The organism is Sphingomonas citri, from assembly GCF_019429485.1.
In the GTDB taxonomy this organism is placed as follows: domain Bacteria; phylum Pseudomonadota; class Alphaproteobacteria; order Sphingomonadales; family Sphingomonadaceae; genus Sphingomonas; species Sphingomonas citri.
In genome coordinates this window covers 561637-583698 of record NZ_JAHXZN010000001.1, presented here as the reverse complement: position 1 = coordinate 583698, position 22062 = coordinate 561637, and the positions used below count along the sequence as shown (strand labels likewise).

Here is a 22062-nt window from a genome sequence, read left to right as displayed (position 1 = left end):
ACCCTGTGTCACGCCGCCGGTCCGGCGGCGGGGCGGAAGCGGCGGTCATAGTCGGGCGCGTAGAGCCGGCTCTCGTCGAAACGCTCGGCGCCGAGCACGCGGCCTACCAGGATCAGCGCGGTGCGCTCGGGCCCGCCCGCGGCGGAGTCGACGAGTGTCGCGAGTGTCGCGCGTATCACGCGCTCGTCGGGCCAGCTTGCGCGCCACACTATCGCGGCGGGGCAGTCGCCACCGTGGGTCGGCAACAACGTTTCCACCACCTCGGTGAGGCGATGGATCGAGAGATGGATTGCCAAGGTCGCCCCAGTCGCGGCGAAGGCGGCGAGCGTCTCCGACGGAGGCATAGCGCTGGCCCGCCCGGGCGTGCGGGTGAGCACCACCGATTGCGCGAGGCCGGGCAGCGTCAGCTCGCTCTCCAGCGCGGCAGCCGCGGCCGCGAACGCCGGGACGCCCGGTGTCACGGTGACCGGGATCCCGAGCGCGCGAAGCCGACGCAGCTGTTCGCCCATCGCCGACCAGACCGACAGGTCACCCGAGTGGAGCCGCGCCACGTCCTGCCCCGCGGCATGCGCCGCGACGATCTCGGCGACGATCTGGTCCAGCGACAGCGGTGCGGTGTCGACGATCCGAGCGCCGGCCGGACAGTGGCGCAGTATCGCGGCCGGGACGAGCGAGCCGGCGAAGAGACATACCGGCGCGGCGGCGATCAGGTCGCGGCCCCGCAGCGTCAGCAGGTCGGGCGCGCCGGGACCGGCGCCGATGAAATGAACGGTCATGAGGTTCCTTGGGCGAGCGCGCAGGTGGCGCGTCGATCGGGGGAGACGAGCCGCGTCGTGAGCAGGCGGGCGCCCGGACCGGCGGCGTGGAGCGCGGCCGCCTCGGCGACGCTGCCGGTGCCGCGTGCGATGAAGCTAGGAGGCGAGCGCGTCGGCGTGACGGTCGCTGCGAGCGCCGCATCCGTCACCGGGACGATGGGCAGGTCGAGCGCGCGCGCGAGCGGTGCCAGCAGCGCGATGCGGTCTTCCGGGGCGGCGAGTCGGTCGACCGATCGCCCCTGCGCCGCGGCGACGAAAGCGGCGGCGAGCGACTCGGCGGTGGCGCTGGCACGGCAGCCGAAGCCGGCGACGATCACAGCGTCACGCTCCACTGCACGATCGGGAAGCTGGCGCGCCAGCCGCGCCGCGTGCCGAGCGCGGCCGCCTCGGCCAGCTCGACCCGCAGCAGGGCGCCGCCATGCTGCGCGTGCCGTGCGGCGAGCAGCGCTTCCGACTCGAGCGTCACCGCGTGCGCCACGAGGCGGGTGCCGGTAGGCAGCGAGTCGAACAACCAGTCGAGCAGCGCGTCGCAGAGGCCGCCGCCGACGAACACCGCGTCTGGCAGGGGCAGCTCTGCCAGCACCCCGGGCGCCGCGCCCTCGACCAGCCGCAGGCGGTCTACTCCGAGCGAGTCGGCGTTGACGCGGGCGCGGGCGGCGCGGACCGGGTCGCGCTCGATCGCCACGGCCGCGGTGCGCGGATGTGCGAGCAGCCACTCGATCGCGATCGAGCCCGAGCCCGCGCCGATGTCCCACAGCAGCTTGCCCGCGCGCGGCGCGAGCGCGGACAGCGCCAGCGCGCGCTGCGGGCGCTTGGTGAGCTGGCCGTCGTGTGCGAACCAGTCGTCGGCAAGCCCGCTCGCGCGCGGCATGACGCGGCCGTCGCCCGCCACCGCGATGGCGAGTGCGACCGGGTGCGCGACATCGTCGAGGTCCCCGGCCGCCGCGCTGGTCGTGCGTACCCGCTCGCGCGCGCCGCCGAGCGCTTCCAGCACCGTCACCGCGCTCGCGCCGAAGCCCTGTGCGACGAGATAGCGGGCCACCTCGACGGCGGCGTCACCGTCGCGCACCAGCACGATCGCGCGCTCGCCCGGCGCGAGCAGCGGGCGAAGCCGGCCGAGCGGCGCGGCATGCAATCCGAGGCAGGCGGTCTCCTCCAGCCGCCAGCCGAGCCGTGCCGCCGCCAGCGCGAAGGTCGAGCGTGCGGGATGCGCGACCCACTCGTCGCGCGCCAGCAGCGCGGTGACCGTGCCGCCGGCACCGAACCAGAACGGGTCGCCCGAGGCGAGCATCACCGTCGGTCGGCCGCGCCGCGCCAGCAGCCGCTCGATCCCATCGACGAACGGGACCGGCCACGCCTCCCTCGTCGCCGTCAGCTCGGGCAGCAGCGCGAGCTGGCGCGGGGCGCCAGTCACGTACGTGGCGGTCTCGAGCGCGGCGCGGCTTGCGGCACACAGCCCTGCCGGTCCATCCTCGCCGATCCCCACGATCGTCAGCCACGGACTCCGCTCAGCCATGCCGCACCTCCTCATCCTCGGTGGCACCACCGAGGCGAGCGCGCTCGCCGCCGCGGTCGCGGATCGAGGATTCCGCGCGACGCTGAGCTACGCCGGCCGCACCGCGTGTCCGCGCGCGCAGCCGGTGCCGGTGCGCGTCGGCGGGTTCGGTGGCGTCGCGGGGCTCGCCGGCTGGCTGCGCGCCGAGCAGGTCACTTATGTCGTCGACGCCACCCATCCCTTCGCCGCACGGATCAGCGCCAATGCGGTCGCCGCCGCCGAGCAGGCGGGGGTGCCGCTGGTCGCACTGACCCGGCCGCCGTGGCAGGCCGGCGCAGGTGACCGTTGGACGCACGTCGCCGACCTCGACGCCGCGGTCGCCGCGCTCGACGGACCGCCGCGCCGCATCATGCTCGCGCTCGGGCGAATGCACGTCGAGCGTTTCGCGGCGCGGCCGCAGCACGATTATCTGCTCCGCTTCGTCGACCCGCCCGAGCGCGCGCCCGGGCTCGCGCATCACCGGCTGGTGATCGATCGCGGCCCGTTCACCGCTGCAGGGGACCGGCGGCTGCTGGAGGCGCACGGCACCGAGCTGATCATCTGCAAGAACGCGGGCGGTGAGGGGGCCGTGGCCAAGCTCGTCGCGGCGCGCGCGCTCGGCCTGCCGGTGCTGATGATCGACCGCCCCGCGCTGCCGCCGCGGCGGACGTGCGGGAGCGTCGCCGCCGTGCTCGACTGGCTCGATCACGCCGCCGACCGCGGCGTGTAGAGCCAGGGCGCGCCCGGGCGTTCGATCAGCCGCGTCCGGCTGGACCCCACGATCACCAGCGTCCGCATGTCGGCCATCTCGCCGCGCGCCTGCGGCAGCGGAACGACCCGCAGCGATTCCGCCGGCGTCGCCACGGCGCGTGCGAACAGCACCGGGCGCGAGTCGACACAGGCGGCGCGCAGCACCGCGAGCGCCTGATCGAGCCCGTCCGGGCGCGCGACAGAGCGCGGGTTGTAGAGCGCGATCGCGAAGTCTGCCTCCGCGGCCAGCCGCAGGCGACGCTCGATCAGCGCGGCGGGCTTGAGATTGTCCGACAGGTTGATCGCGCAGAAGTCATGACCGAGCGGCGCACCGGCGCGCGCGCTGGCGGCGAGCATCGCGGTGATCCCGGGCAGCACGCGCACGTCGAGCCCGCGCCAGCTCGGCTCGCCCGCCTCGATCGCCTCGAACACCGCCGACGCCATCGCGAACACGCCAGGATCGCCCGACGACACCACGACCACGCGCGCGCCGCCCGCGGCGAGCGACAGAGCGTGGCGCGCGCGATCCAGCTCGACGCGATTGTCCGATTCGTGGCGGGTCAGCCCGGCGCGCGGTGCGACGCGGCGGACATACGGGATATAGCCGATGACGTCGCTCGCCGCGGCGAGCGCCGCGCTCACCTCGGGGGTGACGAGCGCTTCGTCGCCCGGCCCGAGCCCCGCGATGGCGAGCCAGCCTGCGCTCACCGCAGCGGTCACGGGCGCCGCCCCTGACCGTGGACGAGCACGATCGCGAAATAGGGTGCGGTCTCACCCGCCTCGGCGAGCGGGACCACCCGCTGCTCGGGCATGGCGGCGTGCTCGACCAGCCAGGCCGCGCCCTCGCGCCCAGCGGCGGCGAGCGCGCGACGCAGCTTGGGCAGATGGCGGCCGACCTTCATCACCACCAGCGCGTCGGTATCGCTTACCCGACGCGTCAGCTCGGCCTCGGGCAGGGTCGCGGTGGCGACGGTGAGCACGTCGTCGCCCCAGGTGATCGGCGCGCCGCTGGCGGTCCACGCCCCCGACATGCCGGTGACGCCCGGCACCACCGCGACCGGCACCGCGCCCGCGAGCCGCGCGTGCAGGTGCATGAACGAGCCGTAGAAGAACGGGTCACCCTCGCACAACACCACCACCTCCTCGCCGGCGCGGGCGAGCGCTTCGAGGTGCGCGGCGCTCTCGGCGTAGAAAGCGGCGAGCTGCGCGTTATAGGCCGGATCGCTCACCGCCAGCTCGGTCGTGACCGGATACTCCATCGCATATTCGACGACATCGGGGCGGAGCATGCCCTCCACCAGCCGGCGCGCGTGGCCGGGCCGCCCGCGCTTGCGGAAGAAGGCGAGGTGGCGCGCGCCGCGCACCAGCCGGTCGGCGCGGACGCTCATCAGGTCCGCCGCCCCCGGTCCGAGCCCGACGCCGTGGATCGTGCCCGCGCTCACTCGGCCGCGCTCGCCAGCGCGTTGACCGCGGCGACCGTGATCGCGCTGCCGCCGAGCCGCCCCGTCACGATCGCGCAGGGCACGGGCGCCTCGCACCACAGCGCCTCCTTCGACTCGGCCGCGCCGACGAAGCCGACCGGGCAGCCGATGATCGCGGCGGGGCGCGGGCAGGCCGGGTCGTTGAGCATGGCGAGCAGGTGGAACAGCGCGGTCGGCGCGTTGCCGATCGCCACCAGCGCACCGGCGAGGTGGGGGCGCCACAGTTCCAGCGCAGCGGCGGAGCGCGTGGTGTGCAGGGCCGCGGCGAGCGGCGGCACCGCGGGATCGTGCAGCGTGCAGATCACCGCATTGTCGGCCGGCAGCCGCGCGCGCGTGACCCCCTCGCTCACCATGCGCGCGTCGCACAGGATCGGTGCGCCCGCCGCGAGCGCCGTCCGGGCGGCGGTGGCGAAGCCGGGCGAGAAGCGGATGTCGCCGGCGAGGGCGACCAGGCCCGCGGCGTGGATCATCCGCACCGCGACGGGTTCCTCCTCGGCGGAGAAGGGCGCGAGCTCGGCCTCGGCGCGGATGATGGCGAAGGACTGGCGGTAGATCGTCGCGCCATCGGTCTCATAGGCGGGTCGCATTCAATCGGCTCCGAGATGGTCGAGCAGCGCCGCGGCGGTGAGGTCGCGGAGCAAGGGGGGCGAGTCGGCACGCCCGTCGCGCACGAGGTCGTAGCGACCGCCGCGCCCCACGATCGTGAGCGCCGCGGGTGCGCTCCGGGCGCAGCCCTTGGCACAGCCGGAAACGTGGATCGGGCCGCCCACCCGTGTCGCGGCGAGCCGGTCGGCGAGCGCGCGGGTGACGACGCTCGCCTGTGGACAGGCGGGTGCCCCGACGCAGGCGGTAACGTTGCAAGGGGCAGTTGCTGAAGCGTGAAGCCAGCGTGTGTGTACTGGTGCCGGGCCGCTGACGCGAACCTCATCCTCCCCTGCAAGGGGGTGGGGGCCAGCCGAAGGCTGGTGGAGGAGGGGCGCCTCCGGTGAGTCCAGCGACATTCCCAGCCCGCGACGCCCCTCCGGCAGGCCTTCGGCCTGCCACCTTCCCTGCACCGGGAGGAGGTCGGAAGAAATTGGGGGTGCCGGCACACGTGCCGCGTCACGCTCCAGCAGCAGCGAGCGCCACGGGGTGACCCGCAGCGCTTCGATCCCGGCGGCGAGCGATGCCAACTCAGCGCCCGTGAGGCGACCGTAGCGCGGCGCTACCTGCTCGCTCTCCGACTCGCCCACGAGCGGCGCGACGACGCCAGCAGCCCAGTCCGGCAGCACCGCCGCATGCCGCGCCATTCGCCCCGCTGCCGCTCCGCCGCTCGCGCCGAACCACTCCGCGAGCGCCACGATCGCCTCGACCTCTTGCCCACATTTCAGGCGCACGCCGGTCGCTCGCCCGTCTGCGCGCAGGATCAGCCCGCCGTCGCCGCCGCGTTCCACCCGCAGGTCCGCTGGCGTGTCGCCCAGCACCGAGCGTGGACCCGCGTCGACCGCGATCCCGAACTTGGCCGGGAGCGGTGGCAGCTCAGTCCGCCGCGCCGTCAGCGCGTGCGCGACCCGATGCGTGTCGTCGCCCTCTCGCCAGTTCGGCGCCACCGTCAGCGCGAACGCCTCGATCGCGGGATCGGGATCGATCAACCCGGCGGGCACCAGCCGATCTATCGCCACGCGCCAGCCCGCCGCGTCGAAACCGCGCAGTTGAAGCGCGGCGCGACGCGTGAGGTCGATCGCACCGTTGCCATAGGCTGTCGCCAGTCCGGCGACGAGCAGCGCCTGCGCGCGTGTCAGCCGCGCCAGCGGCGGCCGGATGCGGAGCAGCAAGCCGTCACCCGCCAGCATCGGCCGCCACGCGCTCGGGCACCAGCCGCGCACCGCGCTCATGCCGCGTCCCCGAGCGCGGCGACGATCGCGTTGCGCCGCGTGGGCCACAGCCCCGAGCGGTGCAGCGCGCGGAAACGGGCTTCCATCGCTGCCAGCGCCGCCGGGTTCGCGTCGGCGAGGAAGGCGCGCACTGCCGCATCGCCGAGGGTGGCATCGTGGTAGAGGTCGAGCAGCGCGGGCGGGACGACTCGCGCGAGATGGGCGAAGGCGGCGAGATGGTCGAGCGTCGCCGCGATCTCGGCCGCCCCGCGGTAGCCGTGGCGCATCATGCCGGCGAGCCAGCGCGGGTTGCCGGCGCGCGCGCGCATCACCCGAGCGATCTCCTCGCCCACAGCCCGCGCGCGTGGGCGCGTCGGGTCGCGACTGTCGAGGTGCAGCAACCGCGCCTCACTGCCGAGCGCGGCCTTGGCCGCCGCGAAGCCGCCGATATGCGCGGCGACGTCCGCCGCGGTGAGCAGGTCGCTCTCGGGCAGGTCGTGCGGATGGACCAGCGCCTCGGCCGCGGCGACACGGCGGCGCAGGCCGGCGGCGTCGTCGCGCCCCGCTGGCGTCGCGACGGCGTCGTCATAGGCGTGGGACGAGGCGGCGAGCCACCGCTCGCCGGCGGCGGCGCGCCCCGGCTCGTCGTAGCGCTCGACGCTGTCGCCGAGCGCGACGCCATAGCCACCGGGCGCCGGGCCATAGACGCGCGGCTCGGCCGCCGCGCCGGCGAAGGGATTGCGGTCGCGCGGCTCGTCGCGCCCGTGCAGCGCGCGCACGGCCTGGCCGAACAGGGCGCAGAGCGTCGGGAAGGTGTCGCGGAACAGGCCCGAAATCCGCAGCGTCACGTCGATCCGCGGCCGGTCGAGCAGCGCCAGCGGCAGGATCTCGATTCCTGTCACGCGATCGGAGTCATGATCCCACAGCGGCGCGGCGCCGAGGAGGTGGAGCGCCATCGCGAACTCCTCGCCCGCGGTGCGCATCGTCGCCGAGCCCCACAGGTCCACCACCAGCGTCCGCGGATAATCGCCCTCGTCCTGCAGGTGGCGGCGCAGCAGCTCCTCGGCGAGCGCGACGCCCTGCCGATGCGCCGCGCGCGACGGCGTGGCACGCGGGTCGACGCCGTACAGGTTGCGCCCGGTCGGCAGCACCGCGGCGCCCCGCGCGGGCGAGCCCGCCGGCCCTGCCGCGACGCGCCGGCCGTCCAGCGCCGCGAGCAGTCCGGCGCGCTCGCTCGCGCCGCTCTCGCCGCGGCCGTAGACGTGCAGCCCGTCGCCGAAGCGCGCGTCCTTCACGTCGCAGACGAAGGCATCGATGCGGGTGACCCGCTCGGCGTCGCCGGCGCAGGCGGCGAGGTCGAGCTCGGCGGCGAGCCCGGTCGCCGCTGCCTCGTCGGCGATGTCGCCGATCAGCCGCGCGCGCCGCGCCGGATCGAGCCCGTCGGCGGCGGAGAATTCGTCAAGCAGCAGCTCGAGCCGTCCGAGCCCCGCACCCGCCTCGGCGCGCACGAGCGGCGGGGGCAGGTGCCCGAGTGTCACGGCGGCGGCGCGGCGCTTGGCCTGCGCGGCCTCACCGGGATCGTTGACGATGAAGGGATAGATCAGCGGGGTCGCACCGATCAGTGCCTCGGGCCAGCACGCGTCCGACAGCGCCACCGATTTTCCCGGCAGCCACTCCAGCGTTCCGTGCGCGCCGACATGGACGATCGCGTCGATCCCGCGCGCGCGCAGCCAGAGGTAGAAGGCGACATAGGCATGGCGCGGCACGCGCGCGACGTCGTGATAGTCGTCGCCGCGCGCGCGCGGGTCACCGCGCTCGGGCTGGAGCGCGACGAGGACGTGGCCGCGCTCGGTCGCGGCGAAGTGGAAGTGGCCACCGGCGACGGCGGGATCGTCGACGGGAACACCCCAGGTGGCCGTCAACGACTCCTGGAGAATGCGGGGGAGCGTCGCCAGGGCGCGCTCGTAGTCGGCGAGCGGCCAGGGCAGGTAGGAGACCGCAGCGGCGTTCGGCTTCGTTGGGGCCGCTTCCTCCTCGCCCCGTGCGCCGGCGGAGGCCGGGGCCCAGTTGGGGGACGCTGCGCCCGTGTCACGAAGGTCATCCCATTTGGGCCCCGGCCTATGCCGGGGAACCGAAGAGGGTGGAGCGATATCCTCACTCACCCCACACAGCGCCTCAAGCCCGCCACTCTCGGCGGCATAGCCCGCCTCGGCCAGGTCGCGCAGCATCGCCTCGGCCGAGGTGAGCGGGTCGAGGCCGACCGCGTGCGCCAGCTGGTAGCTCTTGCCCGGATAGGTCGAGAGTACCAACGCGACCCGCCGCTCGCCGCGCGGCCTCCGCCCGAGCGCGACCCAGCCTGCCACCCGGTCCGCGATCACGCGAACCCGATCAGCGTCGGGTCGATGCGCCCGTCGCGCGAACTCCAGCGCGGGGTCGCGACGGCCTGCGTCCTTGAAGCTCGCCACGCCCGCGAAGATCCGACCGTCCACCTCGGGCAGCACGACGTGCATCGCGAGATCGGCGGGCGAGAGTCCGCGCGCCGTCTCGGCCCAGTCGCGTCGTTCGGACGTCGCCAGCGCCACCTGGAAAATCGGAGAGCCAGCGGAATCGAGCGGGGAAGGATCCTCGGCGTCGCCCGCCGCGAAGGCGGTGGCGCTGACGATCGCCTCGGGCGCGAGCGCGGCGACCCAGCGGCGCAGCCAGCCGCGTGCCTCGGGCGCCTTGAGGGAGGGAACGAATAGCGCCGCCGCCGGCAGCCCGCGCGCGGCGAGCGCCTGGCTCAGCGCCGCGACGGGCGCGACATCGCCGGCGAGCAGATAGGAACGATAGAAGACGATCAGCGCACGCGGCCGCTCCAGCGCGAAGGCGAGCGCGGCGGGGCAGGTGGGCGCCGCACCGTCCGCCCAGGCGCCCACCGCGGCGAGCGGCAACGCCTCCTCCGGCAGCGTGGCGTCGAGCCCGGCGGCGCGCGCGAGCAGCGCCAGCGCGGCACGCGCCGCCTCGGCGCCGCCCGCGTCGCAGTGCCGGGCCAGACCGCGCAGCTCGGCCAGCGGCAACGTCGAGGCGGCGTCGAGCGCCGCGTCTTCGCGCCCGTCCGCGGCGAGCACCGCCAGCGCGATGCCGCGCTCCTGCGCCACACGCGTGAGTTGCTGCAGCCCGTAGCTCCAATAGGAGCGTCCACCGATCAGCCGCACCAGGATCGCGCGCGCGTGCGCCAGCGTCGCCTCGACATAGGTGTCGACCGAGAGCGGGTGCGTCAGCTCGGCGAGGTTGGCGAGCCGCAGCGACGGCAGCGCAGCACCGCTCGCCGCGGCGGCGTGCCAGCCGGCGGCGAAGGCCTGCAAGTCGCTGTCCGAGAAGGACAGGACGACGAGGTCGGCGGGCGACTGCGCGAGGTCGCGCGGCGCGGCCGCCGCGTCGAGCCCGTGCGTCTCGCGGAAGAGGACGTGCATGGCTGGCTCAGCCGGCGAGCGCTGCCCCGACCGTCGCGGCGTCGACCCGCCCGCGCTCGGCGATCACCACCAGCCGCGTGCGACGCGGCTCGTCGGCGCGCCACGGCCGATCGTAGCTGGTGCGCACGCGCGCGCCGACCGCTTGCACCAGCAGCCGCATCGGCTTGCCGCGCACCGCCGCATAGCCTTTCACGCGCAGCACGTCGCGGTCGCGCGCGAGCGCTGCCACGCTCGCGGACAGGGCCGCCGGATCGTCGATCTCGCCCAGCTCGTGGACGAGGCTGTCGAAATCGTCGTGCTCATGGTCGTCGAACCCGTCGTGGTGCGACGGGCGCGCGGCGAGATCGTCCTCCGCCGCCGCGCCGAGCCCGAGGATCACGCCCGGATCGATCGCGCCGTCGACCAGCGCGACGACCGGCACCGGGCGCGGCGCTTCGGCCAGCACGATCGCGCGCGCGGTCGCCACCGCGTCCGCGCCGGCGAGATCGGCCTTGGTGAGCAGCACCACGTCGGCGCAGGCGAGTTGGTCCTCGAACACCTCGGCCAGCGGCGTGTCGTGGTCGACCTCGGCGTCGGCGGCGCGTTGCGCGGCGACCGCGGCGGGATCGGGCGCGAAGCGGCCGGCGGCGACCGCCTCGGCATCGGCGAGCGCGATCACGCCGTCGACTGTCACGCGCGAGCGGATGGCAGGCCAGTCGAATGCCTTGAGCAGCGGTTTGGGCAGCGCCAGCCCCGAGGTCTCGATCAGGATGTGGTCGGGGCGCGGATCAAGCGCGAGCAGCCGCTCGATCGTCGGAATGAAATCGTCCGCCACGGTGCAGCAGATGCAGCCGTTGGCGAGCTCGACGATGTTCTCCGCCGGGCAGTCGGGGATGGCGCATTGCTCGAGGATCGCGCCGTCGATCCCGAGCGTGCCGAACTCGTTGACGACGACGGCGAGCCGCCGCCCGCCGGCGTGGCGGATGAGGTGGCTGATCAGCGTGGTCTTGCCCGCACCGAGGAAGCCGGTGACGACGGTGACGGGAACCTTGGACAGGTCGCGCAATGATGTTCCTTCGGGGCGCCGCGACGGTGCGGGGACCGGGGCCGAAGGTCGGCCGGCGCGCACCACGGACGGGCGCCCGCCGTCGCCCGTGCCACGCGCCGCTGCGGCCCCGGCCGCATGGCTTCGTCGCTCAGACGGAACACCGTGCCCGGCCATCCCCTGGACCAAAGGCAAGAGCGACCCTGCGCCGGCAGGTATCCTGGCTCGCGGGTCGTCGCTCCCGGCACGGCCTTCCCGGGACGGGGCGAGACCCCGCGCTCCAGTGACCGCCTCCCGCTTCGGCCGGGAGGCATGTGCCGCTCGCTCGCCGCTCACAGTTGCAGGGACAGCCGCGGATTCGGGGGTGATCCCCTCACCGCATTCCCATTTGAGCCCCTCGTCGGGGCACCGGCGCGATCGTGGGGCCGGATACCGGTCCCGTCGCGCGGCCTAGCCGATCGCCGCGTCGCTGCCAATATGCGGCGGCGTCAGCGCGCGGCGCGTACCGCCAGCGACGCGGTGCCGAGCGCGACCGCATCCTCCACGACGCCCGTCGCGGTCTGGCCGTAGCGGCGCATCGCCGCAGCGCGGGCGCGGAAGGTGACATAGGAGGCCCCGGCCGCGACCCCGGCGCCGAGCACGGCGGCCAGCGTGCGCTGCTTCCTCGGTGCGAGGCTCGCCGCCGCCAAGGCCCCGGTCGCGACGCGCGCGACCATGCCGGGCAGGATGATGCGGTCGGGCGCGGTCTTCATCTTGTCGCCGGCGAGCTCACCTGCGGCGAGCGCCAGCGTGCCCGCGGAGACGAGCGGATGCGCGAGCAGAGCGGGGGTGCCGTCCTCGCGCGGCAGTTCACCGCGACGCGCGGCGTTGGCGACGGTGGCGAGCGGGGTCATCGCGCGCATGCCCGAGACGGCGGCGATCAACAGCGAGGCGAGCATAGCGGGTGGTCTCCGTGGGGATGCGGCGACAACCGGCGGGGCGGGGGAGAGTTCAACACGGCCTGGGTTCCATGCGTACGATGGTCCGGCAGGCTGTTCGGAGCAGGAAGGTGGCGAAGGGGTATGGGTATGGCTGAGCGGCCGTGGCTGCCCGCGAGCAATGACTGACAGCGAAGGTCTCTTCGTACCAGTGCGTCAGGTGAGGCCGAGGTGCTGCGCGAACTCGGCGTCAGCGAGGCAGAGATCGCGTGCGCGTGCGAGGCTACACCTTCCTCCGCCACGCCAGCGACTGGCGATTCAACGCCACGAGATCCGCCTCGCCCGCCACGACCGCCTCAGCCAGCGCAAGGGCAGCGTCGAGCTGCGCGTCCGTCGCGCGGCGATAGGCCGGGCGCGCCGCGATCGCGTCATACCAGCGCCCGCCACAGCCATGGTCGAGCAGGATGCGCTGGAAGCAATGATCCGCGCGCACCGGCCAGCCGCGCTCGGCCGCCAGCCCCGGCATCACCTCGCGGGTGAGCGCGAGCCAGCGACGCTCGCGCTCCTCCCGCGTCACGCCTGCCGGCTCACTTGCCGATCAGGACGTCGCTGGCCTTCACCACGACGGTGACGGCGTCACCCACCGCGAGCGCGAGCTCGGCGATGGCCTCCTCGGTGATCGCGGCGGTGACGACATTGCTCCCGCCGATATCGACCTTGACCGTGCCGTTTACCGCCCCCGGCGTGATCGCGGTGATCGTGCCGCTGATCTGGTTGCGCGCGCTGAGCTTCATGCTGCCCGTCCTCAGATATGGATCGGCTTGCCGGTGACCGCCATCGCGGCCTCCTTGATCGCCTCCGAGTGCGTCGGGTGCGCGTGGCAGGTGTAGGCGATGTCCTCGCTGGTCGCGCCGAACTCCATCGCCTGCGCCGCCTGCGCGATCATCGTCCCGCCGACCGTGGCGATACACCAGACGCCGAGCACGCGGTCGGTCTTGGCGTCGGCGATCACCTTCACGAAGCCGTCGGGCTCGTGGTTGGTCTTGGCGCGGCTGTTGGCCATCATCGGGAACTTGCCCACCTTCACCTCGCCGCGCTCGCGCGCGACCTCCTCGGTGAGGCCGACCCCCGCGATCTCGGGCCAGGTGTAGACCACCGAGGGGATCACGTCGTGGTTCACGATGCCGTGCTGACCGGCGATGTTCTCGGCCACCGCGATGCCCTCGTCCTCGGCCTTGTGCGCGAGCATCGGGCCGGGGACGACGTCGCCGATCGCCCAAATGCCGTCGACCTTGGTGCGGAAATCGTGGTCGATCTCGACCTGGCCGCGCTGATTGGTGGCGAGCCCGGCGGCCTCAAGGTTGAGCCCGTCGGTGTTGGGGCGGCGTCCGATCGACACCAGGACGCAATCGGCCTCGAGCGTGGTCGCCTCGCCGCCCTGCGCGGGCTCGAGCGTCAGCACCGCCTTGCCGCCCTCGACCGCGACGTTCGTCACCTTCGTCGAGAGCTTGAACTCAATCCCCTGCTTCTTGAAGATCTTGTTCGACTCCTTGCGGATGTCGCCGTCGAAGCCGGGCAGGATCTGGTCGAGAAACTCGACGCAGGTCACCTTGGCGCCGAGCCGGCGCCACACCGAGCCGAGCTCGAGCCCGATCACCCCGCCGCCGATCACGACCATGTGCTCGGGCACGCGCGGCAGCTCGAGCGCGCCAGTCGAGTCGACCACCACCTGCTGGTCGATCGTCACGCCCGGCAGCGCGGTGACCGACGAGCCGGTCGCGATCACGATGTTCCTGGCGGTGACGCGCTGGTCGCCCACCGTGACGCTGTGCGCGTCCTGGAAGGCGGCGCGGCCCTTGAGCCAGGTGACCTTGTTCTTCTTGAACAGATATTCGATGCCGCCGGTGAGCTGCTTCACGGCGTCGCGGCGCTGGCCGTGCATCGTCTCGAGGTCGAGCTCGACCTGAGTCTTGATCCCCAGCTTGGCCATCGCGCCGTTGGCGGCATGGTCGTACAGCTCGGAGGCGTGAAGCATCGCCTTGGAGGGGATGCAGCCGACGTTGAGGCAGGTGCCGCCCAGCGTCTCGCGGCTCTCGGCGCAGGCGGTGCGAAGCCCGAGCTGCGCGGCGCGGATCGCGGCCACATAGCCGCCCGGCCCCGCGCCGATCACGAGGACGTCATAGTCGTACTGCTGTTCGTCAGCCATTCCATGCCTCCACCCCGGCGAACGCCGGGGTCCAGTTACGGGCCGCATATGGGGATCGCTGCGGCCGGTTACTTCTGTCCCCCAACTGGACCCCGGCGTTCGCCGGGGTGGTTTGTCGGGGTGTCATCTCACAGGTCGATCAGGATGCGCGTCGGGTCCTCGATCGCGTTCTTCAGCGCGACCAGGAAGGTCACCGCCTCGCGGCCGTCGATCAGGCGGTGGTCGTAGCTCAGCGCGAGATACATCATCGGGCGCACCACCACCTGGCCGTCGCGGACCACCGGGCGCTCCTCGATGCGGTGCAGGCCGAGCACCGCCGACTGCGGCGGGTTGATGATCGGGGTCGACATCAGCGAGCCGAAGACGCCGCCGTTCGAGATCGTGAAGGTGCCGCCCTTCATCTCGTCCATCTTGAGCGTGCCATCCTTAGCGCGCTTGCCGAAGTCGCCGATCGTCTTCTCGATACCCGCGACCGAGAGCTCCTGCGCGTCGCGGATCACCGGGACGACGAGGCCATTGGGCGCCGAAACCGCGACCGAGATGTCGGCGTAATCGTGGTAGACGATCTCGTCGCCCTCGATCGAGGCGTTGACCGACGGGATATCCTTCAGCGCCATCGTCGCGGCCTTCACGAAGAAGCCCATGAAGCCGAGCCGGACGCCGTGCTTCTTCTCGAACAGGTCCTTGTACTTGGCGCGCGCCTCGATCACCGCGGTCATGTCGACGTCGTTGAACGTCGTCAGCATCGCGGCGCTGTTCTGCGCCTCCTTGAGGCGCTTGGCGATGGTCTGGCGCAGGCGCGTCATCTTGACGCGCTCTTCCTTGCGGCCGCCCGACGTCGCGGCCGCCGCGCCCTGCGGCGCCGGCGCGGCACTCGCCTCGGCCGGCTTGGTCGAGGCGGCGGCGGCGACATCCTCCTTGGTGAGGCGGCCGTCCTTGCCCGTGCCCTTCACGGTCGAGGGATCGACGCCGTGCTCGAGCACCGCGCGGCGCACCGACGGCGACAAAGCGGCGGGCGCGTTGGTGGTCACCGGCGTCTCGCCGTGGTTGCCGTAGCCGCCCGCGACCGGCGCGCCCGACGCGGCCGCCGCTTGGGGCGCGCTCGCCGCCGGGGCAGGGGCGGGACTGGCCGAGGCGGCGGCGGCGCCGTCGCCGCTCTCGATCGTCGCGATCAGCGCGCCGACCTCGACCGTGTCACCCACCTTGACCGCGTGCTGGCCCATCACGCCCGCGACGGGCGAGGGCACCTCGACCGAGACCTTGTCGGTCTCGAGGCTGGCGATGGGCTCGTCGGCGGCGACCGCCTCGCCCGGCTGCTTCAGCCACTCGCCGACGGTGGCCTCGGTGATCGACTCGCCCAGCGTGGGGACCAGAACTTCGGTTGCCATTGTGTACCTCGTCATCCCAGCGCGGGGTCTAGCATCAAACGGAGCGTCCCAGCGCGGCGCCGGGACGCTGGATCGATCAGGCGGTCGGCTGCGCCGCCTTCTTGGTGGTGTCGAGCTCGCGCGTGCGGCGGATCTCGTCGCGTACATTGTGCCCGAGCGCGTCGGCGATCAGCGCGCCCTGCTCGGCCTGGTGGCGCTTCATCAGGCCGGTCGCGGGCGAGGCGGCGGCGGCGCGGCCTGCGTAGCGCGGACGCGCCACGCGCGACTTGGCGAGACCGAGCGCCTCCTCGATCAGCGGCTCGACGAAGAACCAGTAACCGTTGTTGCGCGGCTCCTCCTGCGCCCAGATCACTTCCTCCAGCGCGGTCAGCCGCGACAGCCGCTCGGCCAGCGCGTCGGTGGGGAAGGGATAGAGCTGCTCGATGCGGACGATCTGGGTCTCGGTGTCACCCGCCGCGTCGCGCGCCTCGATCAGGTCGTACGCCACCTTGCCGGTGCACAGCACCAGCCGCTTGGTCTGCGCGTCGGGCGCGCCATTGGTGTCCGACAGGATGCGGCGGAAGTGCGTGTCGCCGACGAAGTCCGCCGCGCTGCTGACCGCCAGCTTGTGCCGCAGCAGCGACTTGGGCGTGAACACGATCAGCGGCTTGCGGAAGTTGCGGTGCATCTGCCGGCGTAGCAGGTGGTAATAGTTCGCCGGCGTGGTGCAGTTGGCGACCTGGATGTTGTCGCCCGCGCACAGCTGAAGGAAGCGCTCCGGGCGCGCCGAGCTGTGCTCGGGGCCCTGGCCCTCGTAGCCGTGCGGCAGCAGCATCACCAGGCCGTTGGCGCGCAGCCACTTGGCCTCGCCCGCCGCGATGAACTGGTCGATCATGATCTGCGCGCCGTTGACGAAGTCGCCGAACTGCGCCTCCCACAGCACCAATGTCTTCGGGTCGGCGAGCGCGTAGCCGTACTCGAAACCGAGCACGCCGTACTCGGACAGCGGGCTGTCGAGCACCTCGAAACTGCCGTGCGGCACCGTCCACAGCGGCACGTATTTGTGCTCGTCGTTCTGGTCGACCCACACCGCGTGGCGCTGCGAGAAGGTGCCGCGGCCCGAATCCTGGCCCGACAGGCGGACGCCATAACCCTCGTGGAGCAGCGAGCCGAACGCCAGCGCCTCGCCCGTCGCCCAGTCGAAATTCTCGCCCGTGGCGAACATCTGGCGCTTGGCGTCGAGCACGCGCGCGAGCGTCTTGTGGATCGCGATGCTGTCGGGGACGGTCGTCAGCGTGCGGCCGATCGAGTCGAACAGCTTCTGCTCGATCCCGGTGTCGACGCTGCGGCGCGAACTCTCCGCGTCGGCGGGCGCGTGCAACCCCGACCAGCGGCCCGCGAACCAGTCCGCCTTGTTGGGCTTGTAGCTCGCGCCCGCCTCGAACTCGCCCTCGAGCAGGGTGGTGAACTGGCCGACATTGTCGTCGATGAAGGCCTGGTCGACCACGCCCTCGGCGATCAGCCGCTTGCCGTAGATCTCGCTGACCGGCGGGTGGCTGCGGATCGCCTTGTACATCAGCGGCTGGGTGAAGCCGGGCTCGTCGCCCTCGTTGTGGCCGAAGCGGCGATAGCACCACATGTCGATCACGACGTCGCGATGGAACTTCTGGCGGTACTCGATCGCGATCTTGGTCGCGAAGGTGACCGCCTCGGGATCGTCGCCATTGACGTGGAAGATCGGCGCCTGGACGCCCTTGGCGACGTCCGACGGATAAGGCGACGAGCGCGCGAACTGCGGGCTGGTCGTGAAGCCGATCTGGTTGTTGATGACGAAGTGGACGCAGCCGCCGGTGTTGTAGCCGCGGATGCCGGAGAAACCGAAACACTCCCAGACGATGCCCTGGCCCGCGAAGGCGGCGTCGCCGTGGATCAGCACCGGCAGCGAGCGCGCGTGCGTGTCGAGGTCCTTGGCGATCGTCTGGATCGCGCGGATCTTGCCGAGCACCACCGGGTCCGCCGCCTCGAGGTGCGACGGGTTGGCGACCAGCGACATATGGACGTGGTGCCCGTCGAACTCGCGGTCGGTCGAGGTGCCGAGGTGATACTTCACGTCACCCGAGCCGCCGATGTCGTCTGGGTGCGCCGAGCCGCCCGCGAACTCGTGGAAGATCACGCGCAGCGGCTTGGCCATCACGTTGGCGAGCACGTTGAGCCTGCCGCGGTGCGCCATGCCGAACACGATCTCGTTGACGCCCGCGGCGCCGCCGTACTTGATCACGCTCTCGAGCGCGGGGATCATGCTTTCGCCGCCGTCGAGCCCGAAGCGCTTCGTGCCGACATACTTGCGGCCGAGGAACTTTTCCCACTGCTCGGCCTCGATCACCTTGGTGAGGATCGCCTTCTTGCCGGCGGTGGTGAACTCGACACCCTTGTCCTTGCCCTCCATCCGCTCCTGGAGGAACTTGCGCTCCTCGACGTCGGCGATGTGCATGTACTCGAGGCCGACGCTGCCGCAGTAATTGGCGCGCAGCGTGTCGACCACCTCGCGGATCGTCGCCCATTGCAGCCCGAGCGAGCCGCCGAGATAGACCGGGCGGTCGATGTCGGCGTCGGAGAAGCCGTGATAGTCGGTCTTGAGGTCGGCGGGCAGCTCGCGCGCCGAGGACAGGCCGAGCGGGTCGAGGTTGGCGGCGAGATGGCCGCGCACGCGATAGGTGCGGATCAGCAGCTGCGCGCGGATCGAGTCCGCCGCGGCCTTGACGATCGCGTCCTGCGACGGGGCAGGGGCCGCCGGCGCGGCGGGCGCGGGCTTGCCGCTTTTGGCGGGCTTGGGCGCGGGCTCCATCTGCGTCGGGTCGAGCCCGGCGGTGAGGTCGTCGGTGGTGGTGAGCGGCCAACGCTTGTTCTGCCACGACGGCGCGTTCATCGAACCCTCCAGCCCCTCGAAGAAGCTGCGCCAGCCGGTCTCGACCGAGTCGGGCGATTCCTTGAAGCGGGCGTAGAGCGCGTCGATGAACGCCGGGCTGACGTTACCCGCGATATCGCTGAAATCCTGGCCTTCGTAGCCCATGACGCCTCTACCTTCGTCCTTCCGGCGCACGCCGGGATCATGCCGCGCGTTGCCCCGGCGGATACCGGGGCAACGGCTGGGTCGCTTACTTGTTCAGCACGCTCAGCAGCGTCGAGCCCAGCTCGCTGGGGCTCGCCGCGACCTTGATGCCGGCCGCTTCCATCGCCGCGATCTTGTCCTCGGCGCCGCCCTGGCCGCCCGAGACGATCGCGCCGGCGTGGCCCATGCGGCGCCCCGGGGGGGCGGTGCGGCCGGCGATGAAGCCCGCCATCGGCTTGCTGCGGCCGCGCTTCGCCTCGTCGCGGAGGAACTGCGCCGCCTCTTCCTCGGCCGAGCCGCCGATCTCGCCGATCATGATGATCGACTGGGTCGCCTCGTCGGCGAGGAACAGCTCGAGCACGTCGATGAAGTTGGTGCCGTTGACCGGGTCGCCGCCGATGCCGACCGCGGTGGTCTGGCCGAGCCCGGCGTTCGAGGTTTGGAACACCGCCTCATAGGTCAGCGTGCCCGAGCGCGACACGACGCCGACCGAGCCCTTCTTGAAGATGTTGCCCGGCATGATGCCGATCTTGCACTCGCCCGGCGTCAGCACGCCCGGGCAGTTCGGGCCGATCAGCCGCGACTTGCTGCCCGACAGCGCGCGCTTGACGCGAACCATGTCGAGCACCGGGATGCCCTCGGTGATCGCGACGATCAGCGGCACCTCGGCGTCGATCGCCTCGAGGATCGAGTCCGCGGCGAAGGGCGGCGGCACGTAGATCACCGACGCGGTGGCGCCGGTCTTGGCGACCGCCTCGGCGACGGTGTCGAAGTTCGGCAGGCCGAGCTCCTCGTGCGTGGTGCCGCCCTTGCCGGGCGTCACGCCGCCGACCATCTGCGTGCCATAGTCCAGCGCCGCCTTGGTGTGGAAGGTGCCGGTCTTGCCGGTCATCCCCTGGGTGATGACCTTGGTGTTCTTGTCGACGAGGATGCTCAAGTCCGTCTCCCTAGATCGGGCGATGTTCGTGCCCCGGCGAAGGCCGGGGCCCAGTTGCGATGGCGGTCATGGCGACGCGATACGATCGTACAGGTCGTCCCAGTCCGGGTTGAGCCCTTCGATCTCGCGCAGCTTCCACGCCCGCTTCCACTCCTTCATCTGCAGCTCGCGATGCCGGGCTGCCTCGATGCTCTCATGCGCCTCATACCAGACGAGGCGATGACAGTGATGCTTCTTGGTGAAGCCGCCGATGACGCCGCTGCGATGCTCCCAGACACGTTTGGGTAGGTCGCTGGTGACGCCGATGTAGATCGTGCCGTTTCGTCCGCTCGCCATGACGTAGACGAAGCCGGCCTTCTCCACCTCGGGACTTCTCCCAACTGGGCCCCGGCCTTCGCCGGGGCACAGCTATTCGTTCAAGCCCCCAGCGAGCCGTCGATGCCCTTGCACGCCACGAGCAGTTCCTTGACCGCGTCGACCGAGACCTGGAGGTTGGCCTTGGCCTCGTCCGAGAGCGAGACCTCGACGATCTTCTCGACCCCGTTCGCGCCGATCACCACCGGCACGCCGACGTACAGGTCGTCCACGCCATATTGGCCGGAGAGATGCGCCGCCGCGGGCAGGATGCGCTTCTGGTCGTAGAGATAGGCCTCGGCCATCGCGATGCCGCTGGTCGCCGGCGCGTAATAGGCGGAGCCGGTCTTCAGCAGCGCGACGATCTCGCCGCCGCCGCCGCGCGTGCGCTTGATGATCTCGTCGACCTTCTCCTTGGTGGAGAAACCCATCGCGATCAGGTCGCTGACCGGGATGCCGCTGACGGTCGAATATTCCAGCACCGGCACCATCGTGTCGCCGTGGCCGCCGAGCACGAAGGTGTTCACGTCCTTGACCGACACGCCGAACTCCTCGGCGAGGAAGTGGCTGAAGCGCGCGGAGTCGAGCACGCCCGCCATGCCGACCACCTTCCGGTGCGGCAGGCCGGAGAACTCGCGCAGTGCCCAGACCATCGCGTCGAGTGGGTTGGTGATGCAGATCACGAAGGCGTCGGGCGCGTTGTCGCGGATGCCTTCGCCAACCGCCTTCATCACCTTTAGGTTGATGCCGAGCAGGTCGTCGCGGCTCATGCCGGGCTTGCGCGCGACGCCGGCGGTGACGATGATCACGTCGGCACCCGCGATGTCGGCATAGTCGTTCGAGCCTTTGATCGAGGCGTCGAAGCCCTCGACCGGGCCGCACTGGCTGAGGTCGAGCGCCTTGCCCTGGGGCACGCCCTCGACGACGTCGAACAGGACGATGTCCCCCAGGCCCTTGAGTGCTGCGAGGTGCGCGAGCGTGCCGCCGATATTACCGGCGCCGATCAGCGCGATCTTCTTCCGGGCCATCCCATCCCTCTCTGATGCCGAGCCGTGAATGGAACAGCCGCCTACGCCCTTCGGACCCATCCGGCAACCCGCTAAAACCGCCTAGGACCAAGTTAAGTTGCATATGGTTCGCAGGAGCAATAAGCCTCAGCTAGTTCCGTGACCCTCGCTCAAGTAGCTCTCGGAGCGCATCTCTTCGAGACGGCTGGCGGTGCGGCGGAACTCGAAGGCGCCGTCGCCGCGCGGGTAGAGCTGGTCGGGCTCGGCGTCCGCGGCGGCGAGCAGCTTGACCTTGTGCTCGTACAGCGCGTCGATCAGCGCGACGAAGCGCGCCGCCTCGTTGCGGTTGTCCGGACCCAGGATCGGGATGCCGACGAGGATGACGGTGTGATAGCGCCGCGCGACCGCGAGATAGTCGGCCGCGCCGCGCGCCTCGCCGCACAATTTCTTGAACGCGAACACCGCTACGCCCTTGAGCGTCTTCGGGACGCGCAGCGTGCGACCCTGCACCACAAGCTCCTCGCTCGGCACGTGCTGGCGATCCTCGGGCGGATAGTCGGTGAGGCGATAGAAAGCCGCGGAGAGCTCCGCGGTGGCCTGCTCGCCGTTGGGGACAAGCCAGGTCTGATGCGCGCCCAGCCGGTCGCGGCGATAATCCACCGGGCCGTTGAGCGCGAGCACGTCGAGCTGCTCCTGGACCAGCGCGATGAAGCCGAGGAAATGCTCGCGGTTGAGGCCGTTCTTGTAGAGGTCGGCGGGCGCGCGGTTGGAGGTGGTGACGACGGTCACGCCGGCCTCGATCAGCGCGGTGAACAGCCGCGACAGGATCATCGCGTCGGGCGAGTTGGTCACCATCATCTCGTCGAAGGCGAGCAGCTGCGCCTCGTCGGCGAGCGCCTCCGCGACGGGGAGGATCGGGTCGCCTTCCTCCTTGCGCCGCTCTACCGCGATGCGAGCGTGGACCTCGAGCATGAACTCGGCAAAATGGACGCGGCGCTTCTTCGCCACCGCGACGTTGGCGAAGAACAGGTCCATCAGCATCGACTTGCCGCGGCCGACGTCGCCCCAGAGGTAGACTCCCCTGGCGGGAACGCGACGGCGGCGGAACAGGCCGATCGTGCGGGGCTTCTCCAGCTCCTGCGCGAGCGCGTCGAGCCGGAGCGCGGCGGCCTGCTGCTCGGGATCGGGGCGGAGTTCGTCGTCGGCGATCAGCCGCCGGTATGCGTCACTTACTTTTCCCATCGTCACCCTTCGCG

20 protein-coding genes and 1 riboswitch are annotated in these 22062 nt (G+C 71.8%); of the genes, 1 reads left to right on the top strand and 19 read right to left on the bottom strand.

Going from position 1 to position 22062, the window contains the following annotated elements; genetic code table 11:
- Positions 1–8: 8 nt before the first annotated feature.
- The 3 genes from cobM to cbiE are packed head-to-tail and all read right to left on the bottom strand — an operon-like array spanning position 9 to position 2331.
- Positions 9–776, bottom strand: coding sequence for a precorrin-4 C(11)-methyltransferase (gene cobM / locus KZ820_RS02885; protein ID WP_219747177.1), 768 nt, complete (start codon positions 774–776; stop codon positions 9–11).
- On the bottom strand, positions 773–1147 hold the full coding sequence (locus KZ820_RS02880; protein WP_308462104.1) for a cobalamin biosynthesis protein: 375 nt from the start codon (positions 1145–1147) through the stop codon (positions 773–775). Before KZ820_RS02880 ends, cobM begins: the two co-directional genes overlap by 4 nt.
- A complete protein-coding gene (cbiE, locus tag KZ820_RS02875) occupies positions 1129–2331 on the bottom strand; it encodes a precorrin-6y C5,15-methyltransferase (decarboxylating) subunit CbiE (RefSeq protein WP_219747176.1) in 1203 nt (400 codons plus the stop codon). Before cbiE ends, KZ820_RS02880 begins: the two co-directional genes overlap by 19 nt.
- Between cbiE and KZ820_RS02870 the strand changes: the two genes are divergently transcribed.
- Positions 2330–3079 carry a cobalt-precorrin-6A reductase gene (locus KZ820_RS02870; protein WP_219747175.1) on the top strand — a complete coding sequence of 250 codons (750 nt, stop codon included), beginning with the start codon at positions 2330–2332 and terminating at the stop codon, positions 3077–3079. The two genes, cbiE and KZ820_RS02870, sit on opposite strands and share 2 nt — an antisense overlap.
- On the opposite strand, the gene cobJ is transcribed toward KZ820_RS02870, so the two are convergent.
- The 16 genes from cobJ to zapE all read right to left on the bottom strand — a co-directional run bounded on the left by cobJ (position 3055) and on the right by zapE (position 22048).
- A complete protein-coding gene (cobJ, locus tag KZ820_RS02865; protein WP_308462103.1) occupies positions 3055–3819 on the bottom strand; it encodes a precorrin-3B C(17)-methyltransferase in 765 nt (254 codons plus the stop codon). The two genes, KZ820_RS02870 and cobJ, sit on opposite strands and share 25 nt — an antisense overlap.
- Positions 3816–4541, bottom strand: coding sequence for a precorrin-2 C(20)-methyltransferase (gene cobI, locus KZ820_RS02860; RefSeq protein ID WP_219747174.1), 726 nt, complete (start codon positions 4539–4541; stop codon positions 3816–3818). Before cobI ends, cobJ begins: the two co-directional genes overlap by 4 nt.
- Positions 4538–5167 (bottom strand): precorrin-8X methylmutase, encoded by a 630-nt coding sequence (locus tag KZ820_RS02855; RefSeq protein ID WP_219747173.1) that lies wholly within the window; start codon positions 5165–5167, stop codon positions 4538–4540. The genes cobI and KZ820_RS02855 overlap by 4 nt, the downstream gene beginning before the upstream one ends.
- On the bottom strand, positions 5168–6454 hold the full coding sequence (locus KZ820_RS21725) for a ferredoxin-like domain-containing protein (RefSeq protein WP_258047706.1): 1287 nt from the start codon (positions 6452–6454) through the stop codon (positions 5168–5170).
- Positions 6451–9885 carry a cobaltochelatase subunit CobN gene (gene cobN, locus KZ820_RS02845; protein ID WP_219747172.1) on the bottom strand — a complete coding sequence of 1145 codons (3435 nt, stop codon included), beginning with the start codon at positions 9883–9885 and terminating at the stop codon, positions 6451–6453. The genes KZ820_RS21725 and cobN overlap by 4 nt, the downstream gene beginning before the upstream one ends.
- Before the next feature lie 7 nt (positions 9886–9892).
- Positions 9893–10930, bottom strand: coding sequence for a cobalamin biosynthesis protein CobW (cobW, locus tag KZ820_RS02840; RefSeq protein WP_219747171.1), 1038 nt, complete (start codon positions 10928–10930; stop codon positions 9893–9895).
- Positions 10931–11102: 172 nt separating this feature from the next.
- A riboswitch (cobalamin riboswitch) is annotated at positions 11103–11332 on the bottom strand.
- A 65-nt stretch (positions 11333–11397) separates the two neighbouring features.
- Positions 11398–11847, bottom strand: a complete 450-nt coding sequence (locus KZ820_RS02835; protein ID WP_219747170.1) for a DUF4126 family protein — start codon at positions 11845–11847, stop codon at positions 11398–11400.
- A 262-nt stretch (positions 11848–12109) separates the two neighbouring features.
- A complete protein-coding gene (locus KZ820_RS02830) occupies positions 12110–12403 on the bottom strand; it encodes a GCN5-related N-acetyltransferase (protein WP_308462102.1) in 294 nt (97 codons plus the stop codon).
- A 10-nt stretch (positions 12404–12413) separates the two neighbouring features.
- Positions 12414–12620 carry a TOBE domain-containing protein gene (locus KZ820_RS02825; protein WP_219747169.1) on the bottom strand — a complete coding sequence of 69 codons (207 nt, stop codon included), beginning with the start codon at positions 12618–12620 and terminating at the stop codon, positions 12414–12416.
- 11 nt (positions 12621–12631) lie between these two features.
- Positions 12632–14032, bottom strand: coding sequence for a dihydrolipoyl dehydrogenase (gene lpdA, locus KZ820_RS02820; RefSeq protein ID WP_219747168.1), 1401 nt, complete (start codon positions 14030–14032; stop codon positions 12632–12634).
- 128 nt (positions 14033–14160) lie between these two features.
- On the bottom strand, positions 14161–15420 hold the full coding sequence (gene odhB / locus KZ820_RS02815) for a 2-oxoglutarate dehydrogenase complex dihydrolipoyllysine-residue succinyltransferase (protein WP_219747167.1): 1260 nt from the start codon (positions 15418–15420) through the stop codon (positions 14161–14163).
- A gap of 76 nt (positions 15421–15496) precedes the next feature.
- Positions 15497–18469: a 2-oxoglutarate dehydrogenase E1 component gene (locus KZ820_RS02810; RefSeq protein WP_219747166.1), complete on the bottom strand. Its 2973-nt coding sequence runs from the start codon at positions 18467–18469 to the stop codon at positions 15497–15499.
- 85 nt (positions 18470–18554) lie between these two features.
- Positions 18555–19445: a succinate--CoA ligase subunit alpha gene (gene sucD / locus KZ820_RS02805; protein ID WP_132907666.1), complete on the bottom strand. Its 891-nt coding sequence runs from the start codon at positions 19443–19445 to the stop codon at positions 18555–18557.
- A gap of 66 nt (positions 19446–19511) precedes the next feature.
- A complete protein-coding gene (locus KZ820_RS02800; protein ID WP_219747165.1) occupies positions 19512–19808 on the bottom strand; it encodes a GIY-YIG nuclease family protein in 297 nt (98 codons plus the stop codon).
- Positions 19809–19861: 53 nt separating this feature from the next.
- On the bottom strand, positions 19862–20827 hold the full coding sequence (mdh, locus tag KZ820_RS02795; protein WP_219747164.1) for a malate dehydrogenase: 966 nt from the start codon (positions 20825–20827) through the stop codon (positions 19862–19864).
- A 126-nt stretch (positions 20828–20953) separates the two neighbouring features.
- Complete coding sequence (zapE, locus tag KZ820_RS02790) at positions 20954–22048, bottom strand: cell division protein ZapE (protein ID WP_219747163.1); 1095 nt, start codon at positions 22046–22048, stop codon at positions 20954–20956.
- Between the last annotated feature and the right edge of the window lie 14 nt (positions 22049–22062).